Origin of the sequence: Mycobacterium sp., assembly GCF_036490025.1 — a bacterium.
Lineage (GTDB): Bacteria > Actinomycetota > Actinomycetes > Mycobacteriales > Mycobacteriaceae > Mycobacterium.
In genome coordinates, this window is record NZ_DASXEP010000163.1 from 1 (window position 1) to 20,303 (window position 20,303).

The following is a 20,303-nucleotide window of genomic DNA, read 5'->3' on the forward strand; positions in this document are numbered from 1 at the left end:
GCCAAGCTCGCGCCGTCACTGGCGGCCGGCTGCAACAGTGTGGTCAAACCCGCTGAGGAGACACCACTTTCGGCGCTGGTCCTGGACCGGATCCTCGCCGAGGCCGGAGTGCCCGAGGGCGTCGTCAACCTGGTGAACGGCTACGGGCACACCGTCGGCGCGGCGATCACCGCGCACCCCGACGTCGAGAAAGTAGCCTTCACCGGCTCGACAGAGGTCGGGCGGGCGATCGTGCACGCCTCCGCCGACAGCAACCTCAACAAGGTCACCCTGGAGCTCGGCGGCAAGTCACCGGTGCTGATTTTCGACGACGCGAAACTCAAGAAGGCGATCCCGATGTCGGCCTTCGGCACATTCGTTCACTCTGGGCAGGCGTGTGTGTGCGGCTCCCGGATTCTGGTGCAGCGCAGTGTCTACGACCAGGTCGTCGAGGGCATGGCGATGGTTGCGAATGCCATGAAGATGGGCGGGCCCAAAGAGGAGGGCACCATGAGCGGTCCGCTGATCAGCCAGAAGCAGCTCACCCGCGTGTTGGGCTACCTCGAACAGGGCAGGTCCGACGGCGCCGAGATCGTCACCGGCGGGCACCGACTGGACCGCAAGGGCTACTTCGTGCACCCGACCGTCGTCACCAACCTCGACCCTGATTCCAGCCGGCTGTTCCAGGAGGAGATCTTCGGGCCGGTCGTCACCGTCCTGCCGTTCGACGACGAGGACGAGGCCGTCGAATTGGCCAACAACAGCACCTACGGGCTCGCCGCCACGGTGTGGACCAAAGACCTCGGCCGCTCGCACCGACTGGCCAAACGGCTCAAGGCCGGAACCGTCGGGCTCAACTGCGCTTTCCCCTACGACCACTCCATGCCGTTCGGTGGCTACAAACAGTCGGGCTGGGGCCACGAGTCGGGCAAGTCCGGCATCGAGACCTACCTGCAAACCAAGATCGTCTGGGCGCAGATGTAACGGCACTGGGTCAGCCTTGATCGGCGATGCAGCGCCCGAGCACGGGCGCGTCACTGCCGTCACTTGCGTCACCGCTTGCGTACGCTTGTTGCGATGTTTCCGCACGGACTCAAGACCACCGCGGCCGGCGGCCGGCTGCTGGCCGGTCTGCTGCTAAGTGCTGCTCTGCTCAGCGGATGCAGCTTACTGATCCACGGAAAGCCGGTCGCGTCTTCGGGCGCGGGACCCACCGAACCGTCGTTCCCCAAGGCCAAGCCGTCGATACCGGCGCCGGCGCGTCCCGGCCCGCCGAGCGCCAACCCGCCGGCCGGGGCGATCCCGCTACCGCCCGACCAGAACGGCTACGTGTTCATCGAGACCAAATCCGGCCAGACCCGCTGCCAGATCGCCAGCGACGGCGTCGGTTGCGAGGCGCAGTTCACCAACTCGCCGATGCAGGACGGCGAACGCACCAACGGCGTCCACGTCGCCGCGAGCGGTGCGGTGCAGTGGGTGCTGGGCAATCTCGGCGACATTCCCACGGTGACAATCGATTACCAGACCTACGACGCCGAAGGCTGGACGATCGCCGCCAGCGAAAGCGGCACCCGGTTCACCAACGAGCAGACCGGCCACGGCATGTTCGTCAGCGTCGAGAAGGTCGACACGTTCTAGCCCAGGTCAGATTCTGGAGCCAAGGCCCGCGATCAGGTTGATCGTGACCGCCAAGACGACTGCGCCCAGCAGATAGGACAGCAGCGCATGGCGCAGGACCGTCGCCCTGATGGAACTCAAACAGATCTCGGTGTCTGACACCTGAAAGGTCATGCCGACGGTGTAGGCGAGATAGGCGAAATCCCGAAAGCGGGGCGGATTTGGATCGTGGAAGTTGATTCCGCCGGGCTCGTCCGAGTAGTAGAGCCGCGCATAGTGCACGGTGAAAAGCGTGTGCACCGCAAACCAGGACGCGCCGACGGTCAGGACGCCGACGATGGCGGCTTCGAACGCTCCCGCGCCCGACAACCGCGAGCCAGCGGCCACCACGTAACCGACACCGCCCAGGCTCGCGATGCTCGCCGTCAGAACGATCGCATCAGCAACCCAACGGGTGGGATCCTCACGCGTCACCCATTTGCACGTTTGCTCGGCATCCATCCCGCTCAACATGCGGTGCGTCCACACCACATACAGCGCGGCGCCGGTCACCCAACCGACAAGCGCGAATCGCCAGCCGGCCGTATTGCCCACCACGAGGGCGACGACGACGCCGAGCGCCACCGAGACCAAGATCCGAACCGCGACGGTGTCGCGGAAAAGCTTCGCGAGAAAATCCACGATGCTGACCTAACCATCAACGGGGTGGTCGGCTCGGCTCATCGAATAATGCGGTATCGCCGTGCCAGCTCCGGCGTTGTGCCGCATAGTCTGGCGCTCGTGGACTTTCGGGTATTCGTCGAACCGCAGCAAGGCGCCAGTTACTCCGACCAGCTCGCGGTCGCGCAAGCCGCGGAGTCGTTGGGGTTTTCGGCGTTCTTCCGGTCCGACCATTACCTGGCGATGAGCGGCGACGGGCAGCCCGGCCCGACCGACTCCTGGGTGACGTTGGGCGGTATTGCCCGGGAGACGTCGTCGATCCGGCTGGGCACGCTGGTCACCTCGGCGACGTTCCGCCATCCCGGCCCGCTGGCCGTCTCGGTGGCCCAGGTCGACGAAATGAGCAACGGGCGAGTCGAATTCGGCATCGGCACCGGTTGGTTCGAGAAGGAACATCTAGCCTACGCGATCCCATTTCCACCGCTGCGAGAACGATTCGCCCGGCTCACCGAGCAGCTCGAGCTGATCACCGGCCTGTGGACCGCCCCGGTTGGTGAGACGTTCGACTACGCCGGGGCTCATTACGCCGTCAACGACTCACCGGCGTTACCCAAGCCGGTGCAACGGCCGCATCCACCGATCATCGTCGGCGGGACGGGCGCCAAGCGGACGCCGAATCTGGCCGCGACGTTCGCCGACGAATTCAACGTGCCGTTCGCACCGATGGACACCACCAAGACGCAGTTCGATCGGGTCCGCGAAGCCGTCGACGCGGTCGGCCGGAGCGCCGATTCGATGACCTACTCCGCGGCCTTCGTGCTGTGCGCCGGACGCGATGACGCCGAGATCGCCCGGCGCGCTGACGCCATCGGCCGCGAAGTCGACGAGCTGCGGTCCAATTCTCCGGTGGCGGGCACACCTGCCCAGATCGTCGACCAGCTCGGCCCGTTCACCGAGGTCGGTCTGCAGCGGGTATATCTGCAGCTGTTGGACCTGTCCGACCTCGAACACCTGCAGCTTTTCGCCGACGAGGTACAGCGGCAGCTCTGACACCCGATCGGGCGGCCGCTGCGCGTCAGTAGCATCGGGTGCGTGGCTGACGTAGGTTCCCAGGGTCCTCCGGACGACCCCAGCGAACGCCCGACTCAGATGGCCGAGTACGGCGCCGACGGTTCGCTCCAGCAGGCCCTCGACGACCAGCCGGACCGCGCCGCCCCGGGCGCCGATTCCGCTGAACACGGCTCCGCGCCAGACCCGTGGTACCGCAACCGCGTGTTGCTGGCGTTGTGGGTGCTGATGGTCGCCCTCCTGGTCACGTTGGTCATCTACGGCATCGTCGCGCTCTCGCGCGGCGGCGAAAGCGGTGGTCCCACCACGACCACGCCATCGACCACACCCAGCCAGTCGTCGTCGACGACCACGCCGGCAGTGACGACGACCACGCCGACGACCACCGAACCGGCGCCGCCACCCGAGACCCCCGAACAGACGCCCGGAGAGGCGCCGCCGCCACCGAACTACTCCCCTGCTCCCGCCGAGCCGCCGGGCCATCATCACCATGTGCCGCATATCCCGTCGACAATCACGTTGCCGCACACCGTTATTACGCTGCCGCACGGTTTTTAGAACGGGTCGCCCGTACATCGGCAGCAAAGCTGCCAGGTTCCGGGACTAGGATCGGCGCACGTGACGGGCTACGAACCTCCAGAGGAAGACCCCAGCGAGGCACCGACCGGCTACTACGACTACAGCGGCCAGGACCAAGGCGACGTAGAGGGCGGGGCGCCGTGGTATCGGAAGCCCATCATTCTGGTCGCCTTGGTCCTGTTCGCCGCCATGTTGCTCGGGGTGGCGCTGTATGTGTTCGCGGACCGGACTCGTGGTAGCGGCAATTCGAAGCAGACTCCCACGTCACCGACGACATCGACCGGGGTTGCGACGACCACGACGACCGGGCTGCCCACGACGACCACCGAGCCAGTCGCGCCGGCTCCGACGACCACGATGACGTTCGCGCCGACCACCACGGCGCCCGCCACCACGCCGCCGGCAAGCACGACCATCGACGAGGGCCACCACCATCACCATCACCACGACGGCGGGACGCCGTAGCAGTGGGGGGCGACCGACGACCGGACGACGTCGACGGTTATGCAAGGCGCAACGCGGGCATCGACGAAACAGAACGCTTCAGCGTCGCCAAAGACTCCTCGCCCTGGTATCTCAAGCGATGGGTCCTGGGCGTGTGGGGCCTGGCGGTGGTGATCTTGATCGCGGTCATCATCTACGGCCTGGCCGTCCTGGCCCGGGGCAACGGGGGTGGAGCGCCAACGCCCGCCACGACGCGACCGTCGACCACAGCAACGTCGCACACCACCAGCCGGTCGCCGACCCCGTCGTCGACGACTCCGACCACGACGGACTCCTCGACGGAGACCATCGAACCTGTGCCGCCGCCGACCACTGCCCCGTGGACACAGCAACACCCCCGTCGGCACTGGTGGCGGAGCAACATACCGCCGTTACCGCCGCTACCGCACTTCTGAGCCGCTGATCCGTAGCCCAAGTTAGGGCATCCTTCGTCGCGGTAGCCCCCGCGAAGATGTCACTATGAGCAGGCTTACCCGGCTTGAGCAGGTGCAGTGTTTAAGTTACCGGTTAGTAACATGAGGTAAGTTACCGGCCGGTAACACGAATTTTGGGGAGATGCTCCGTGCACACGCAGATGCTGATCAGACTGGTTGTCGGCCTGAGTATGACGGCGATCATCGTTTTGCTCGCCGTCCGCCGCGTTCTCTGGCTGCTCAAACTCACGCTCGCCGGCCAACCGGCCAGCGGTCGCACCGATGACGTCGGAACGCGGATCTGGACGCAGATCTCCGAGGTGTTCGGCCAGCGCCGGCTGCTGAAATGGTCGATCCCCGGCGTCGCGCACTTCCTCACCATGTGGGGCTTCATCATCCTGCTCACGGTCTACATCGAGGCCTACGGGTTGCTGTTCCAGCCGAACTTCCACATCCCGATCATCGGGCGATGGGACGCGCTGGGCTTCCTGCAGGACTTCATCGCGCTGGGCGTGTTAGTCGGCATCACCACGTTCGCGATCATCCGGTTGCGCTCCGAACCCAAGGAGTACGGACGTTCGTCACGGTTCTACGGCTCGCACACTGGCGGCGCTTGGCTGATCCTGTTCATGATCTTCCTGGTCATCTTCAGCTATGCGTTCGTCCGCGGCGCCGCGGTGAACACCGGCAACTTCCCCTATGGCTGGGGCGCGTTTTTCTCCCATGGCATGGGCGCGCTGATGCAGCCGCTGGGTGCAACGGCCAACGAGTGGATCGAGACGGTCGCGTTGCTCGCTCACATCGCGGTGGCGCTGATCTTCCTGGTGATCGTGCTGCACTCCAAGCACCTGCACATCTTCCTGGCGCCGATCAACGTGACTTTCAAGCGGCTGCCCGACGGCCTGGGTCCGCTGCTGCCGATCGAGGCCCACGGCAAGCCCGTCGACTTCGAAAACCCGCCGGACGATGCGAATTTCGGTCGCGGCAAGATCGAGGACTTCACCTGGAAGGGCAACCTCGACTTCGCCACCTGTACCGAGTGCGGGCGCTGCCAGTCGCAGTGTCCGGCCTGGAACACCGGCAAGCCACTCTCCCCCAAGCTTGTCATCATGGACCTGCGGGACCACTGGATGGCCAAGGCTCCATACATCCTCGGCGAGAAGAAAGAGTCCGCGCTGGAAAGCACCCCCGAGGGGGGACTCGGCGAGGAACTGCGCGGCGAGAAGCACGCCGAGGAGCACCACGTCCCCGAATCGGGTTTCGGCCGGGTACTCGGCTCCGGGCCGGCGCAGGCCACCCGGCCTTTGGTCGGAACCGCCGAACAGGGCGGCGTGATCGACCCCGACGTGCTGTGGTCATGCGTGAACTGCGGAGCCTGCGTCGAGCAGTGCCCGGTGGACATCGAGCACATCGACCACATCGTCGACCTGCGCCGATACCAGGTCATGATGGAGTCCGAGTTCCCCTCCGAACTCTCGGTGCTGTTCAAAAACCTTGAAACCAAAGCCAATCCGTGGGGCCAGAACGCATCCGACCGCACCAACTGGATCAGCGAGGTCGACTTCGACGTGCCGGTTTACGGCGAAGACGTCGACAGCTTCGAGGGCTACGAATATCTGTTCTGGGTGGGTTGTGCCGGCGCCTACGACGACAAGGCCAAGAAGACCACCAAGGCGGTGGCCGAATTGCTGGCCATCGCCGGGGTGAAGTATCTGGTGCTGGGCACCGGCGAAACCTGCAACGGCGACTCGGCCCGCCGCTCCGGCAACGAGTTCTTGTTCCAGCAGCTTGCCCAGCAGGCCGTGGAAAGCCTGGACGGGCTGTTCGAAGGCGTGGAGACCGTCGACCGCAAGATCGTGGTCACCTGCCCACACTGCTTCAACACCTTGGGCCGCGAATACCGCCAACTGGGCGCCAACTACACCGTGTTGCACCACACCCAGCTGCTCAACCGGCTGGTACGCGACAAGCAACTGGTTCCGGTCAGCCCGGTCTCTGCGGACATCACGTATCACGACCCGTGCTTCCTGGGCCGCCACAACAAGGTCTACGAGGCGCCCCGTGAGCTGATCAGCGCCTCGGGCGCGAAGCTGGCCGAAATGCCACGTCACGCCGATCGCAGCTTCTGCTGCGGCGCCGGTGGTGCCCGGATGTGGATGGAAGAACACATCGGCAAGCGGATCAACCACGAGCGGGTCGACGAAGCGCTGGCCACCGGTGCCACCACGGTGGCAACCGCATGTCCGTTCTGCCGGGTAATGATCACCGACGGCGTCAACGACCGCCAGGAGGCTGCCGGGCGCGAGGGTGTCGACGTCCGCGACGTGGCGCAGCTGCTGCTCGAATCGCTCGACCGCAGCGCCGTCGCGTTGCCGGAGAAGGGTTCTGCCGCAAAGCAGGCCGCCGAGCATGCGGAGAAGGTGACTCCCAAAGCCGACGCCGCTCCTGCTGCCACCGCGACCGCCCCGGCCGAAAAAGCAGCAGAGCCGGAGGCCGCCGCACCCACCGAGGACACGGCCGCAAAGGCCGTCACCGGATTGGGTATCGCCGGCGGCGCCAAGCGACCCGGCGCCAAGAAGGCTGCACCCAAAGCCGAAGCCGCGCAAGCTTCTTCGGTATCCGGGGAGAAAGCACCCGAGGCCAAAGCGGCTGCGGCGCCGACCAAGGGGCTGGGCCTCGCCGCCGGCGCCAAGCGACCCGGAGCGAAAAAAGCTGCCGCAAAACCGGCAGAGGCCACCACACAATCCGCCCCGGCGGAACAAGCCGAGGCGAAGACCGACTCCGCGGCTGCCCCCGAGGCGCCGACGCCCGCAGCGCCAGTCAAGGGATTGGGAATCGCCGCCGGTGCCAAGCGGCCCGGTGCCAAAAAGACCGCGGCGCCCGCACCCGGGCCATCGGCGTCCGAAGTGGCGGCCAAGCCCGAGCCTGAGGCCAAGGAAGAACCGCAATCCGAGCCGGCCGACAGCGACGGCGAGGACGGCGGCAAGGCTTCGCCCCCGGCGTCCGTCAAGGGTCTTGGCATCGCTCGTGGTGCCCGTCCGCCAGGTAAACGCTGATCAGGCTGGTTGTTGAATTATTAAATAGTTCGACAGCCGTGGCACCATAGTCGATGTGAGTACTCACCAGCTGCCCTGGCAGAGCGCGGGTCATCAGCCGCGGCAGCGCACGTTCGCGCAGTCCTCGAAGCTGCAGGACGTGCTGTATGAGATACGCGGACCGGTGCACGATCACGCCGCGCGACTGGAGGCCGAGGGCCACCGCATCCTCAAGCTGAATATCGGCAACCCGGCGCCGTTCGGCTTCGACGCGCCCGACGTGATCATGCGGGACATGATCCAGGCGCTGCCCTACGCGCAGGGGTATTCGGATTCCAAGGGCATCCTGCCGGCGCGGCGCGCAGTAGTCACCCGCTACGAACTTGTCGACGGCTTCCCTCGGTTCGACGTCGACGACGTGTATCTGGGCAACGGGGTTTCGGAGCTGATCACGCTGACCCTGCAGGCGTTGCTCGACAACGGCGACCAGGTGTTGATTCCGGCCCCCGACTACCCGTTGTGGACGGCGTCGACGTCGCTGGCAGGCGGCACGCCGGTGCATTACCTGTGCGACGAAACCCAGGGCTGGCAACCGGATATCGCCGACATCGAAGCGAAGATCACCGAGCGCACCAAGGCTCTGGTGGTCATCAACCCGAACAATCCCACCGGCGCTGTCTACGGTCGTGAAATCCTCACGCAGATGGCCGAATTGGCGCGCAAACATCAGCTGCTGCTACTCGCCGACGAGATCTACGACAAAATCCTCTACGACGACGCCGAGCACATCAGCATGGCGTCACTTGCGCCCGACCAGTTGTGCCTGACGTTCAACGGGTTGTCGAAGGCCTATCGGGTGGCCGGATACCGGGCCGGCTGGCTGGCCATCACCGGGCCCAAGGAGCACGCCAGCAGTTTCATCGAAGGTATTCACCTGCTCGCGAACATGCGACTGTGCCCGAATGTTCCTGCCCAGCACGCGATTCAGGTCGCATTAGGCGGTTATCAAAGCATCGAGGACTTGGTGCTGCCGGGTGGGCGACTGCTCGAACAGCGCGACGTCGCCTGGTCCAAACTCAACGAGATCCCCGGTGTCTCCTGCGTCAAGCCGGCCGGAGCACTGTACGCCTTCCCTCGGCTCGATCCTGAGGTGCACGAGATCGTCGACGACGAGCAGCTCGTTCTGGATTTACTGCTGTCGGAAAAGATCCTCGTCACTCAGGGCACTGGTTTCAATTGGCCTGCACCGGATCACCTGCGGATCGTCACGCTGCCATGGTCCCGCGACCTTGTTCACGCCATCGAGCGGCTGGGCAACTTCCTGGCCGGCTACCGACAGTGAGGCACCTGGTCATGTCGGGTCATCCGGATGGCCGTCCGGGCAGTACACGTCGATAGCGGTCCCAGCGAAATCGGTTGCGTTATCGACAGACATGCCCGGTGATCCCTGCAGGATGTCCTGAATGATCTGTTCTTTGCTCTCGCCACCGATAAACCGAGCGCACACGTGCCGGGCGTCGCTGCTCGCAGCGTCGTCAGGTCGATCCAGCTGCAAGCCCTGAGCTTCCAATCGCCACAGGAATCTGCTGTCTTTGTCCGGGGTCCTGGGCGGCGGATCGCCGGATGACGCTGATGACGTCTGCGCGGCCGCCGAGGACTCTTTCGATGCGGAGGGATCGTGCTTCGTCCGGCCAAGGAAGAACACTGCCGTAATGGCGACGGCCATCACCAACACCGCGGCCCCGATCGCCAGGGCGGGAAGCGGTTTGGGGTCTGGGGCCGTCGTCGTCATATAGGTAGTCCAGCGTATATGTCGTTTTGCCGACGATGTCCCAACAGGGCCGCTGACACCTCGGCGCGAGCAGATTATTTGAACTTTCTATGAGTTTGGCCGCAGGCCGGTCGGCGTCGTGGCAGTGCGGGGCAAGATTGATTGAATCAGGGTCGGTGCTTTCTCGCGTTGGCTATTCCACACAGTCGTGGCGACACGAGCTGGCATGTGGTGCAGGTGATCTGGTTGCGAGGGCGCGACGGGCGAAGCGATTAACAAAAGGTCGGGACGCCGCCACATCATGGGGCCGCAACGGCGTGTTTCAACACGCATACACCCACTACACCCACGAATTCGCGCCAGATCGAGCCATTCGCAAAGGAGAACTGCCATGCCATACCGATGTACATCGACGGTGACGACCTCGGGCGCACCGCGCGTTCACATCGCTGCCAGGTTGGACTTCTGACCATGGATTTTGGCGCGTTACCGCCCGAGATCAACTCCACGCGAATGTATTCCGGCCCAGGATCAGCGCCACTGCGTACCGCATCGGCAGCGTGGAACCTGCTTGCCGCCGAGCTGGAGTCAGCGGCAAACCAGTATCAGTCCACGATCAACGTGTTGGCCGACGACGAGTGGCGTGGGCCCACATCAGCCTCGATGGTTACCGCCGTCGACCCCTACATCACCTGGATGAACACCATCGGCGCCAAAGCCGGGCACACTGCAGCCCAGGCTTCTGCGGCCGCAACCGCCTACGAGACCGCCTACGCGACGACGGTCCCGCCATTCGTAGTGGCTGCCAACCGCGCCCAGCTGGCGATGTTGGTCGCCACGAATGTCCTGGGTCAGAACACACCGTCCATCGCCGCCAATGAGGCGCAATACGGTGAGATGTGGGCGCAGGACGCGGCGGCGATGTACGGCTACGCGGGCAGTTCGGCCACCGCGGCAACGGTGCAGCAGTTCACCGCGCCGCCGGAGACCGCCAAGCCGGCGGCCGCAGCCCAGCAGTCGTCGGCGGTGGCGCAGGCGACCAGCACCAGTGCGGGGTCGGCAGCACAGTCGCAGCTGCAACAGCTGATCTCCGCGGTCCCGTCGTCGCTCAACCAACTCACCTCGCCGGTGTCGGCGGCCACCAGTACGGCTGCCGTCACGCCAACGGGCCCAATCGGGCAACTCCTCTACTGGTTGTCCGGCTCATACGGGGACCCGTTCGGAACCTTCCTGAACTCCCAGTTATTCAACGGTCTCTCATCGGCCGGGTACGTCAACCCCGCGATCATCACGCCCGCGGTCACCAGCGGTCTGGCCGACATCAACTCGGTGGGACCGGGCGAGACGGCGCCCGGCGGTGCCGGCGTCACCGGGATGATCACGCCGCAGCCGCCGGCACCGGTGAACGTGCCCAGTCCGGCCGGGGTTTCGGTGAACACCTCCGGCAGCACACTCGTCGGCAGGCTGTCTGTTCCGCCGACGTGGGCGGCGGCAGCGCAGGTGGCCAACCACAACGGCGTGACCTATGCCGGCGGCGGCTGGACCAACGCGGTCGGCCCGACCGGCGGCGGTGCCGGAGCCGTCCCGGCCGGCATGCCGGGGATGCCGGGTGCGTCCGGCGCCAGGTCCGGCGGGTTCGGCCACGGTCCCCGCTACGGAAACCGCCTCACCGTCATGGGGCGCCCGCTGTCTGGTGGCTGAGCGTCAGCGCCGTTCCAGCAACTGCAGCAGGTAGTCGCCGTAGCCGGATTTCAACAACGCTTTGGCGCGCCGGGCCAGCTGGTCGTCGTCGATGAAGCCCATCCGCCACGCGACTTCTTCGGGGACGCTGACCTTCAGGCCCTGGCGACGTTCCAGCGTCCGGACATAGTCGCAGGCGTCCATGAGGGAGTCGAACGTCCCGGTATCCAGCCATGCCGTGCCGCGGGCGAGCACTTCGACGGCCAGTCGACCCTGCTCGAGGTAGGTCCGGTTGATGTCGGTGATCTCGTATTCGCCGCGCGCGGATGGCTTTAGGCCGCGGGCAATCTCGATGACGTCGTTGTCGTAGAAGTACAGGCCCGGTATTGCGTACTGCGATTTCGGTGTAGCGGGCTTTTCTTCGATCGACGACGCGATACCGTCGGCGCTGAATTCGACGACACCATACGCCGACGGATTTGCCACCCAGTAAGCGAAAATGGCACCACCACTTATTGTTTGGAAGCGCCGCAGATCGGTGCCCAATCCTGGGCCGTGGAAGATGTTGTCGCCCAACGCCAATGCCACCGAATCGTTACCGACGTGATGGGCGCCGATCACGAATGCCTGGGCGAGCCCGTCGGGCTGATTTTGCACCGCGTAGCTGATGTTGATGCCGAATGCGCTGCCGTCACCGAGCACTCGTGCGAATGCGGGTGCATCGGAAGCGGTGGTGATCACCTGGATATCGCGAATGCCGGCCATCATCAGCGTGGACAGCGGGTAGTAGATCATCGGCTTGTCGTAGACCGGCAACAGCTGCTTGCTGACGCCCATGGTGATCGGATACAGACGCGTGCCCACACCGCCGGCCAGAATGATCCCCCGCATCTCCTACTCCTCAGTCGACGCGATCGGCGTCGGTCAGTTCGGTCGCGGCCAGCGCTGCCGCCAGGTCGTGGTGGCGGAACACCGAGGTGACGTGGTCGTGAACCACCCGAAAGGCCGATGCGATAGGCGCACCGGATTCGCCTGGGCCGCCGACCTTCTGTTCGACCACGACGACGCCGTCGTGGACGAATATCTTGCCGACTTCGGCTTTTCCAGGGTGGGCAGCCGCCCACTCACGCAACGCGGCATGGCCTTGTGCGGCGCCGTGCGCGTCGCCGACTTCGATGTCATCGCTGGACAGGCCCACCAGGGTGGCGACGTCGGACGCATTCAATGCATCATGCCAAGCCAATACGGTGGCGATCTCCGATGTGGTCATGGTGTGAAACGTACCGCGTGCGGTTTGGAAGGCGTGCGCTCGAGGCGCATTTTTGCTCGAGGGTTTCGAGCGCGCGGTCAGGCTACCCGCCGGCCCAGGCAGTGCACGCGCCAACCGGCCTGCTGCCACCGCTGCACGTCGAGGCAGTTACGACCGTCGACGACGACGCGGGCACGCACCCGGCCGGCGAGCTGGCCGGGATCGAGATCGACGAACTCCTGCCACTCGGTGAGCACTAGGACCGCGTCGGCGCGATCGCAGGCTTCCTCCACCGACACCGAGTAGTTCAGCGTGGGAAACAGTCGCTGGGCATTCTCCAGCGCTTTGGGGTCGTAGACATTGACGGCGGCCCCGTTGAGTTGCAGTTGGCCCGCGACATTGAGCGCCGGCGAGTCACGCACATCGTCGGACTCGGGCTTGAACGCCGCACCGAGCACCGCGACGTTCGCGCCCAGCAGCGAGCCGCCGCACGCCTTGGTGGCGATTTCCACCATCCGGGTACGCCGCCTCATGTTGATGTTGTCGACTTCCCGCAAGAAGGTGAGGGCCTGATCCGCCCCCAGCTCACCAGCACGGGCCATGAATGCGCGGATGTCCTTAGGCAGACACCCGCCGCCAAAACCCAAGCCGGCGTTGAGGAATCGGCGTCCAATCCGGGCGTCGTGCCCGAGCGCGTCGGCCAGCAGCGCAACGTCGGCATCGGCAGCCTCACACACCTCGGAGATCGCGTTGATGAACGAGATCTTCGTTGCCAGAAAGGCGTTCGCGGACACCTTGACGAGCTCCGCAGTCTGCAGATCTGTCACCAGAAAGGGAACCCCGGCATCCAGCATCGGCGCGTACAGCTCACGTATCGCGGCCTCAGCACGCGCCGAGTCATCCTGTACGCCAAGCACAATACGATCGGGCTGTAGCGTGTCGTGTACCGCAAAGCCCTCACGCAGGAACTCCGGGTTCCACGCCACCTCAACGTCCACCCCCGGACGCGCAGCCCCGCGGACCCGCTGGACAAGTTCGGCGGCGGTGCCGACGGGAACCGTGGATTTCCCAACGATCACCGCAGGCCGCGTCAAAAGCGGTGTGAGCGTGTCGATCACGGCGTGAACATGGCTCAGGTCGGCGCTGTATTCACCCCTCTTCTGCGGAGTGCCAACCCCGAGGAAATGCACATCGGCGAAGTCGGCCGCCAGGTCATAGTCAGTGGTGAATCGAAGACGGCCCGCCTCGATGTTGTCGCTCAACATCTTTCGTAGCCCAGGCTCGTAGAACGGGACGTCACCGGCAGCCAGCTTGGCGACCTTACCGGGGTCGATGTCGACACCGACGACCTCATGCCCCAGCTCGGCCATCCCGGCGGCGTGGGTAGCACCCAAATAACCCGTACCGAAGACGGAGCACCTCATACACTCGTGTGTAAGTCGCCGCGATGAGCTGACGGCATCGCTGCTCTGAGCGGCGGGCAAACGTCAGGTGACGGTTTGCCGTCGGAGGTTAAAAGCCCAGGCCGGGAATACCGAATCCGTGGCCGAAGCCACCGTGACCACCGAACCCACCGCCGCCAAACCCGCCGTGACCGCCGCCGAAGCCGCCGCCACCGCTGCCGTGGCCGCCACCGGGGAAGCCACCGCCGCCGCCGGGATTTCCACCGCCGTGGCCCCAGCCGCCGCCACCGTGGTCGCCGCCCCATGGTCCGCCCGGCGGTCCCTGCCGGGGCCCGCCGAAGATCGGCGGAAGCGGAATGGGCACCGGAACCGGGATCGGAGCCATCGCGGGAGGCGGTGCCGGAGCCGGAGCGACGGGAGCCGGCGCCGGTGGCGGCGCGGCAGGTTCAGGCGCGGGGGCCGGCGCCGCGGGTGCGGGTTCTGGAGCCCGTGCGGCGGGAGCGGGAGCCGCCGGCGCGGGAGCCGGAGCTGCTGGCTCGGGGGCCGGCGCCTCCGGTGCGGGGGCGGGGGCCTCAGGTGCAGGAGCCGGCGCCGACGCGGGTGCCGGGGCGGCGGGCGCGGCGGGCGCCGGCTTGGGCGCCACCGCATTGTGGCCGGGTTCGGGCCGCACGCCGGCGGTTGGCCGCATGCTGACCGCCAGCGCGACCAGCAGCGCCGCGGCGCCCACCACGAAGATCGCGACAACAGCACTGGCCACCAGGACGAGTGGTCTGCGGCCGCCTTCTTTCGGAACAGGGGCGACACCGGTGTAGGTGCCGGTCCCGAAATCCTCGTCGCCGGCGAATGCGGTGTACGCGTTGGCATCCTCGTCCGGAACCGCGCTGTAGGCCAGCGCCTGCTCACCGGACGCGTTGTCGGTGGCAACGTCGAAGTATCCGGGCGCGATCGCGTAGGGGTTGATGAAGCCGGTGCCGGGATCTTGGGCATAGGCCAGCGCCGCGGTTGACGACGAGAACAGCGGCGCGTTGGCCGACGCCAATGCCGCACCACGGGCAAGCGCAGTCTCCGGCTCCTCGGGCGCACTCACGATCAGCGCGGTCGCCGCCTCCAGCTGCGGCTTGAGCGGGGCGATGTCCACGCCGGAGCCGACGAGAAACAGGCCATCGGGCCGGGTATCGAGCGACTCTGCGCCGGACGCCAGCGCGGCCAGCTCGGCGAGTGAATCGCTGCCGGCGGTCAGGGGGTGGCGATGCACGTCGGTGATCGACCCGTCGGAGGTATTGACCACGGCCAACGTCGCGGCGTCGGGTTCGACGAACAACAGCCCGGTCTGGGCATATCCAACCGAGCTGCCGACGACTTGGGCCAGCGCTGCAGCGGCCAGGAAGGACGACACCAACATGACGTTTTCGACCTTGCGCGCCGCCAAGGCGTCACGCAGAGCGGCGGCCTCGATGGGATCGGTCCAGGTCACGCCGGTTGACCGCAGCTGGTATCCGCTCTCGGCGGCACCCTCTTGGGTGCCGAGAATCGCCGACACGACCTGGTCGGCCGCGTTGACGGTCGGCGCGTCGGCGGCCGCGTTGACGTCGAAGCCGTCTTCGTCGACTGTGAGGCCGTCGGCGTTTTCGCCCTCTACGAGAACCATGCGGACCGCGGTGGGTGCCATCGACACGCCAAGTACGGTGTCCACTTCTCCTCCAAAGCTGTTCATTTCGCTGACCAGGTGGGTCAAAACGCTGGCTACCACGCCGAGCCGGCTATGGGGATTGCCGAGGCTCCCTCGAGTTTGGCCGCAGCGACGCCGATCGACCTTCCGGTCTTTGCCTCTACGACATTACCGACGAGCAGACCAAGCGGCTATGAGTTGACCGCAGAATTGCCGACGCTCAAAAAAGGCCGTGGCCGCCGTGACCCCAACCGCCGCCGCCGTGACCCCAGCCGCCGCCACCATGGCCCCAGCCGGGGCCGCCGCCATGGCCGCCCCAGGGGCCGTGATCGTCGCCGTGACCGCCCCCCATCGGCGGGCCGAATACCGGCGGAAGTCCGGGCAGAAGCGGCGGAAGGATCGGCGCCACCGGAACGGGCGCGGGGACGGGAATCGGCGCGGGCGCGGGCGCCGGAGCCGGTATCCGCGCGGGCATGGGCGCCGGCGCCGGAGCGACTGCGCGCACGGGCGCCGGGGCTGCCGGCGGAGCCGGTGCCGGTACAGGTGCAGCCGCAGGTGCCGGCGGCGCCGCCGGCCTGGCCGGGGCCACCACGTTGTGACTCAGGCTGGGTCGCGAACTGGCCGACGGCCGGATGCTGAACGCCAGCGAGATCACCAGCGCCATGACGCCGGCAACGAAAATGATCAATACGCTCATTGCCGCCAAAAACGGTGTGCGACTTACGTGTTCGTTCTCCTCCAGCCGACCGAAGTCGGGATACATGCCGGTGGTGAATTCTTGTTGCTCGTCGACGTCTGCGTAGGCGTCGGGACCCGGGTGGGTGTAAATCGCGGCCGAGTCGTCGGCAACGGCGCTGTAAGCCAGCGCATCGGCACCCGGTTCCGCGTTGGGGACTGCCTCGGCGACGGCCAGATATCCCGGTGTGTGCACATCACGACTCACCGAACCGGTGCCCGGGTCCAACGCGTAGGCCAGCGCGGCGGTCGACGAGGCGAACAGCGGTGCGTGTGCCGAGGCCAGCGCCGCGCCCCTGGCCAGCGCCATGTCGGGCTCCTCGGGCACGCTCAGCGGTAGCGAGGTGGCTTCTTCCAGCGCCGGTTTGATCAACGGGATGTCGACACCCGAGCCAACCACCAACACGCCTTGTGGCTGCTCCGCGAGGCCCTCGGCAGCAGAGACCAAGTTGATCAGCGTGGCGACGGCCTGGTCGTCGTCATCGGGCAGTTGCTCGCGTTGCACATCGCTGATCGAGCCGTCGGCGGTGTCCACCACGGCCAACGTCGCGGTATTGGGCTCGACGTACAGCAGCGCGGCGCGCGCATAACCGGTCGCGCTGCCGATCGACTGAGCCAGTGCCGCCGCGGCCAAAAACGAGGAGACCAGCATGACGTTCTCGACCTTGCGGGCCGTTAACGCGTCACGCAGCTCGGCGGCCGCTTGCTGATCACTCCAGGTCACACCGGTCGATAGCAGCTCATAACCAGCCTCATTGGCACCTTCGCGGGTGCCCAGAATCGCCGCCACCACCTGGTCCGGCCCGCTGAAGGTGGCCGGGTCTTCGCCATTGCTGACGGCGAAGTTGTCCTCATCAACGGTCGCCCCGTCGGCGTTTTGTCCCTCGACCAGCACGATGCGGACCGTCGTAGGTGCCATCGACACCCCAAGTACGGTGTCCACCAAACCTCCCACTACATTGCTAGCCGTCCGCGGGCCGTCTGAGGTTGCGCACCGTTAGGGGCGCCAAACACAGAAGTTATCGCCACTCCGGAGCGCGGCGTTACAACCGCGGACTTAGCTGTGCTCTGCGAAGTTATGACCAGGAGCATCCGGTCGATCAATGCCCCCCGGCCGACCCTTCGGAGGCCATTTTACCTTGCCGCCCGCCAAGCCGTCGGGCTACCGGTGCCCGCCGCCGCCAAAGCTGCTGTGGCCGCCACCGCCGAAGCCACCGCCGCTGTGGCCGCCACCAAAGCCGCCGCCGCCGAAACCGCCGCCGCCAAAGCCGCCACCACCAAAACCGCCACCGCCGAAGCCACCAGAGCTGTGGCCACCACCGGGGTTGCCGCCGAATCCGCCGAGGCCGGGGTTGCCACCACCGAACCCGCCCGGGTTGCCGCCGAAGCCGCCTGGATTCCCACCGAAACCACCGGGCGGATTGAATGACGGGCCCTGCATGCCAGGACCATCCGGGACATGTGGACTGACCGGAGGCGCTGCGGGCATCTGAGGAACCGGCAGGTGGATCGGCAGATCCGGAGCCGGCAGTTGCACTGGCGGCAGGGGCGCGTTGACCTGGACCGGCTCGTGCGGCCTGGGCACGTGCACGGGGGGGCGCGGTGTGGGCAGATGGATTGGCGGCTGCTCCGAAACGTTGACCGGAGGCTGTACCGGGAGGCTGACCGGGGGTTGCGACGGCGGGATGTGCACCGGCGGCGGCAGGTGGACGGGCGCCTGCGACGGAACTCTGACCGGAGGTTGCGAGGGGGGCAGGTGCACCGGCGGCGGCAGGTGCACAGGCGGCGGCAGGTGCACGGGCGCGGGCAGCGGAGCTTGGACTGGCAACGGCGGGCGTAGCGGAATCGGTAGCGGCAGCGGAACCAAGACCGGCGCAGGAGCCGCGGCTGGCACCGGCGGAGCAGCAGGAAGCGGCGGCGCGGCCGGAAGCGGTGGCGCGGCCGGCGCCGGCGGAAGAGCCGCAGGTCGCGCAGCCGGAATCGGCGCGTTCGCGGGCGGGGGTGGCGCCGCCGGAGCGATCAGGTGGTTGGCCTCTGGGACCTCGATGTTTGCCGGGGCGGGGGCTTGCTGGGTTGGGACGATGAGGTTTTGCAGCGGTCGGGGCAGCAACGCGACACTAGGCCGGATCCCGAGCGCCAGCGCCACCTCCAGCGACAGGGCGGCGGCCACGAAGACGACCGCCAGCACGCTTCCGACGAGCACCAGAGGTCGGCGCTCGGGTTCGGCGTCGGGATGCGCGCCGCTGGGCTCCTCGATGGCAGCAGTATGGGTTTCGGCTTCCTCGTCGGGAACGGCGCTGTACGCCAGATCCTCTTCGCCCAACTTCGTACCGAACGGAACATCCGGTGCCGCAAGGTATCCCGGAGAAACCGCGTAGGGATCGATCGCGCCGGTGCCGGGATCTTGCGCGTACGCCAGGGCCGCGGTCGAGGAGGCAAACAACGGCGCGTTGGCCGACGCCAGCGCTGCGCCCCAGGCCAACGCGGTCTCGGGTTCTTCGGCCGCGGTCACCGGCAGCGTCGACACCGCTTCCAGTTGGGGCTTGATCGCAGCGACGTCCACGCCGGAGCCGACGACGAACACGCTCTGCGGGCGCGTCTCCAGCGTGTCCAAGCCGGCCAGCATCGCGGCCAACTCCCCGACGCTGTGGCCGGAAATCAGCTCCTTATGGACGTCGGTAATGGCGCCGTCTGCCGCGTCGACGACCGCCAGCGTCGCGGTGTCGGGCTCGAGGAACAGCAAGGCAGTGTGGGTGTCGCCGACCATGCAGCCGACGGTCTGGGCCAGCGCAGCCGCGGCCATGAACGCCGACACCAGCATGACGTTTTCGATCTTGCGGGCGGCCAGCGCCTCCCGCAGAGCGGCAGCGTCCACCTGGTCAGTCCAGGTGACCCCGGTCGAGGCGAGCGCATGGCCCGCCTCCGTAGCACCCTCCCGGGTGCCCAGGATCGCCGAAATAACTTGGTCGGCTGCGCTCAGCGTTGCCGCATCGTCGTCGGTGGCGATGTCGAACTTGTTGTCCTCGACGGTCACACCGTCGGCGTTTTCACCTTCAACCAGCAGCATTCGGACCGATGTCGGTGCCATCGACACCCCGAGCACGATATCCACCGCGCCTCCAGAACCATTCGTAGCGCGCCACGGTTTTAGGCGGAGGGGACACCGCGTCCGGCGCTACATACGAATAGTCGCTGCGCAAGCTGTGCGGTGCAGTAGCCGAACTTAAGTGGACCGTATGAAGTTTAGATACGAGCGCGACGGCGTCGGTCCGCGTTGGCCCTGGTACTTCGACCCGACCCGCGAGCTGCCGTAGGGATGCTCGGCGGGGCTGGTCAGCCGCAGGATGCACAGTTGGCCGATTTTCATCCCCGGCCACAGCGTGATCGGCAAGTTGGCGACGTTGGAAAGCTCCAGGGTGATGTGGCCGCTGAAACCGGGATCGATGAAGCCGGCGGTCGAATGAGTGAGCAACCCCAGTCGCCCCAGCGACGATTTGCCCTCCAACCGGCCCGCCAAGTCTTCGGGCAGCGTGCACGTCTCCAGCGTGGAGCCGAGCACGAACTCGCCGGGATGCAGCACGAACGGCTCCCCTTCAACCGGTTCCACCAGGCTGGTCAGCTCGTCTTGCTGCTGCGCGGGGTCGATGTGGGTGTACCGGGTGTTGTTGAAGACCCGAAACAAATTGTCGAGGCGAACGTCCACACTGGACGGCTGCACCAAGGCGTCGTCGAACGGATCGATTCCCAACCGCCCGGCGGCGATTTCGGCCCTGAGGTCGCGATCGGAGAGCAGCACGCGACGAGCGTAGCGGCCTGTGATTGCGGATGAACGGTGTGACGCCGGATGCTAGCCTCTCCAGGCAACATTGCCGATGTAGTTCAATGGCAGAACATCAGCTTCCCAAGCTGAATACGCGGGTTCGATTCCCGTCATCGGCTCC

The 20,303-nt window shown here is 66.4% G+C and carries 18 protein-coding genes and 1 tRNA gene; 10 read left to right on the plus strand and 9 right to left on the minus strand.

The features are described 5' to 3' along the window. Together VGG53_RS18420 and VGG53_RS18425 are read left to right on the plus strand one after the other, a co-directional pair. The coding region (locus VGG53_RS18420) for an aldehyde dehydrogenase family protein (protein WP_331519524.1) at positions 1–963 on the plus strand (963 nt) is incomplete at its 5' end. Between the two features lie 93 nt (positions 964–1,056). Beyond that, positions 1,057–1,617 (plus strand): hypothetical protein, encoded by a 561-nt coding sequence (locus VGG53_RS18425; protein WP_331519525.1) that lies wholly within the window; start codon positions 1,057–1,059, stop codon positions 1,615–1,617. Positions 1,618–1,623: 6 nt separating this feature from the next. Here the strand turns inward: VGG53_RS18425 and VGG53_RS18430 are convergent, their stop codons facing one another. Then, positions 1,624–2,277, minus strand: a complete 654-nt coding sequence (locus VGG53_RS18430; RefSeq protein WP_331519526.1) for a DUF1345 domain-containing protein — start codon at positions 2,275–2,277, stop codon at positions 1,624–1,626. Between the two features lie 99 nt (positions 2,278–2,376). Here VGG53_RS18430 and VGG53_RS18435 point away from each other — a divergent pair, with 99 nt between their 5' ends. From VGG53_RS18435 to VGG53_RS18460, 6 genes are all read left to right on the plus strand, one after another. Next, complete coding sequence (locus VGG53_RS18435; protein ID WP_331519527.1) at positions 2,377–3,306, plus strand: LLM class F420-dependent oxidoreductase; 930 nt, start codon at positions 2,377–2,379, stop codon at positions 3,304–3,306. Positions 3,307–3,348: 42 nt separating this feature from the next. Then, a complete protein-coding gene (locus tag VGG53_RS18440; protein ID WP_331519528.1) occupies positions 3,349–3,882 on the plus strand; it encodes a hypothetical protein in 534 nt (177 codons plus the stop codon). A gap of 60 nt (positions 3,883–3,942) precedes the next feature. Next, complete coding sequence (locus VGG53_RS18445; protein ID WP_331519529.1) at positions 3,943–4,368, plus strand: hypothetical protein; 426 nt, start codon at positions 3,943–3,945, stop codon at positions 4,366–4,368. A 2-nt stretch (positions 4,369–4,370) separates the two neighbouring features. Next, entirely contained in the window at positions 4,371–4,802 is a 432-nt protein-coding gene (locus VGG53_RS18450) for a hypothetical protein (RefSeq protein ID WP_331519531.1), read from the plus strand. 167 nt (positions 4,803–4,969) lie between these two features. Then, positions 4,970–7,876 carry a heterodisulfide reductase-related iron-sulfur binding cluster gene (locus VGG53_RS18455; RefSeq protein ID WP_331519533.1) on the plus strand — a complete coding sequence of 969 codons (2,907 nt, stop codon included), beginning with the start codon at positions 4,970–4,972 and terminating at the stop codon, positions 7,874–7,876. 46 nt (positions 7,877–7,922) lie between these two features. Next, positions 7,923–9,197, plus strand: coding sequence for a pyridoxal phosphate-dependent aminotransferase (locus VGG53_RS18460; RefSeq protein ID WP_331519542.1), 1,275 nt, complete (start codon positions 7,923–7,925; stop codon positions 9,195–9,197). A gap of 9 nt (positions 9,198–9,206) precedes the next feature. Here VGG53_RS18460 and VGG53_RS18465 read toward each other — a convergent pair whose 3' ends face one another. Next, positions 9,207–9,647 (minus strand): DUF732 domain-containing protein, encoded by a 441-nt coding sequence (locus tag VGG53_RS18465; RefSeq protein ID WP_331519534.1) that lies wholly within the window; start codon positions 9,645–9,647, stop codon positions 9,207–9,209. Between the two features lie 450 nt (positions 9,648–10,097). Here VGG53_RS18465 and VGG53_RS18470 point away from each other — a divergent pair, with 450 nt between their 5' ends. Further along, positions 10,098–11,327, plus strand: coding sequence for a PPE family protein (locus VGG53_RS18470; protein WP_331519535.1), 1,230 nt, complete (start codon positions 10,098–10,100; stop codon positions 11,325–11,327). A gap of 3 nt (positions 11,328–11,330) precedes the next feature. On the opposite strand, the gene rfbA is transcribed toward VGG53_RS18470, so the two are convergent. From rfbA to dcd, 7 genes are all read right to left on the minus strand, one after another. Continuing rightward, the gene (gene rfbA / locus VGG53_RS18475) at positions 11,331–12,197 is read right to left on the minus strand and encodes a glucose-1-phosphate thymidylyltransferase RfbA (protein WP_331519536.1); all 867 of its coding nucleotides are present in this window, start codon (positions 12,195–12,197) and stop codon (positions 11,331–11,333) included. 10 nt (positions 12,198–12,207) lie between these two features. Next, positions 12,208–12,576 carry a nuclear transport factor 2 family protein gene (locus VGG53_RS18480; RefSeq protein WP_331519537.1) on the minus strand — a complete coding sequence of 123 codons (369 nt, stop codon included), beginning with the start codon at positions 12,574–12,576 and terminating at the stop codon, positions 12,208–12,210. Positions 12,577–12,653: 77 nt separating this feature from the next. Continuing rightward, positions 12,654–13,979 (minus strand): UDP-glucose/GDP-mannose dehydrogenase family protein, encoded by a 1,326-nt coding sequence (locus VGG53_RS18485; RefSeq protein ID WP_331519538.1) that lies wholly within the window; start codon positions 13,977–13,979, stop codon positions 12,654–12,656. Positions 13,980–14,067: 88 nt separating this feature from the next. Beyond that, positions 14,068–15,651: a DUF7159 family protein gene (locus VGG53_RS18490; RefSeq protein WP_422656393.1), complete on the minus strand. Its 1,584-nt coding sequence runs from the start codon at positions 15,649–15,651 to the stop codon at positions 14,068–14,070. A 196-nt stretch (positions 15,652–15,847) separates the two neighbouring features. Beyond that, the gene (locus VGG53_RS18495) at positions 15,848–17,305 is read right to left on the minus strand and encodes a DUF7159 family protein (RefSeq protein WP_331519539.1); all 1,458 of its coding nucleotides are present in this window, start codon (positions 17,303–17,305) and stop codon (positions 15,848–15,850) included. 219 nt (positions 17,306–17,524) lie between these two features. After that, positions 17,525–19,474 carry a DUF7159 family protein gene (locus tag VGG53_RS18500; protein WP_331519540.1) on the minus strand — a complete coding sequence of 650 codons (1,950 nt, stop codon included), beginning with the start codon at positions 19,472–19,474 and terminating at the stop codon, positions 17,525–17,527. Between the two features lie 111 nt (positions 19,475–19,585). Then, positions 19,586–20,158 carry a dCTP deaminase gene (dcd, locus tag VGG53_RS18505; protein WP_331519541.1) on the minus strand — a complete coding sequence of 191 codons (573 nt, stop codon included), beginning with the start codon at positions 20,156–20,158 and terminating at the stop codon, positions 19,586–19,588. 72 nt (positions 20,159–20,230) lie between these two features. On the opposite strand from dcd, the gene VGG53_RS18510 reads away from it, so the two are divergent. Next, positions 20,231–20,301 (plus strand) — tRNA-Gly (locus VGG53_RS18510). Positions 20,302–20,303: the final 2 nt, after the last annotated feature.

What these genes read in the sequence shown, in the direction of transcription:
- rfbA (WP_331519536.1), bottom strand. Translation starts at nt 12,197, where the DNA reads ATGCGGGGGATCATTCTGGCCGGCGGTGTGGGCACGCGTCTGTATCCG.
- VGG53_RS18470 (WP_331519535.1), top strand. Translation starts at nt 10,098, where the DNA reads ATGGATTTTGGCGCGTTACCGCCCGAGATCAACTCCACGCGAATGTAT.
- VGG53_RS18480 (WP_331519537.1), bottom strand. Translation starts at nt 12,576, where the DNA reads ATGACCACATCGGAGATCGCCACCGTATTGGCTTGGCATGATGCATTG.
- VGG53_RS18485 (WP_331519538.1), bottom strand. Translation starts at nt 13,979, where the DNA reads ATGAGGTGCTCCGTCTTCGGTACGGGTTATTTGGGTGCTACCCACGCC.
- VGG53_RS18465 (WP_331519534.1), bottom strand. Translation starts at nt 9,647, where the DNA reads ATGACGACGACGGCCCCAGACCCCAAACCGCTTCCCGCCCTGGCGATC.
- VGG53_RS18425 (WP_331519525.1), top strand. Translation starts at nt 1,057, where the DNA reads ATGTTTCCGCACGGACTCAAGACCACCGCGGCCGGCGGCCGGCTGCTG.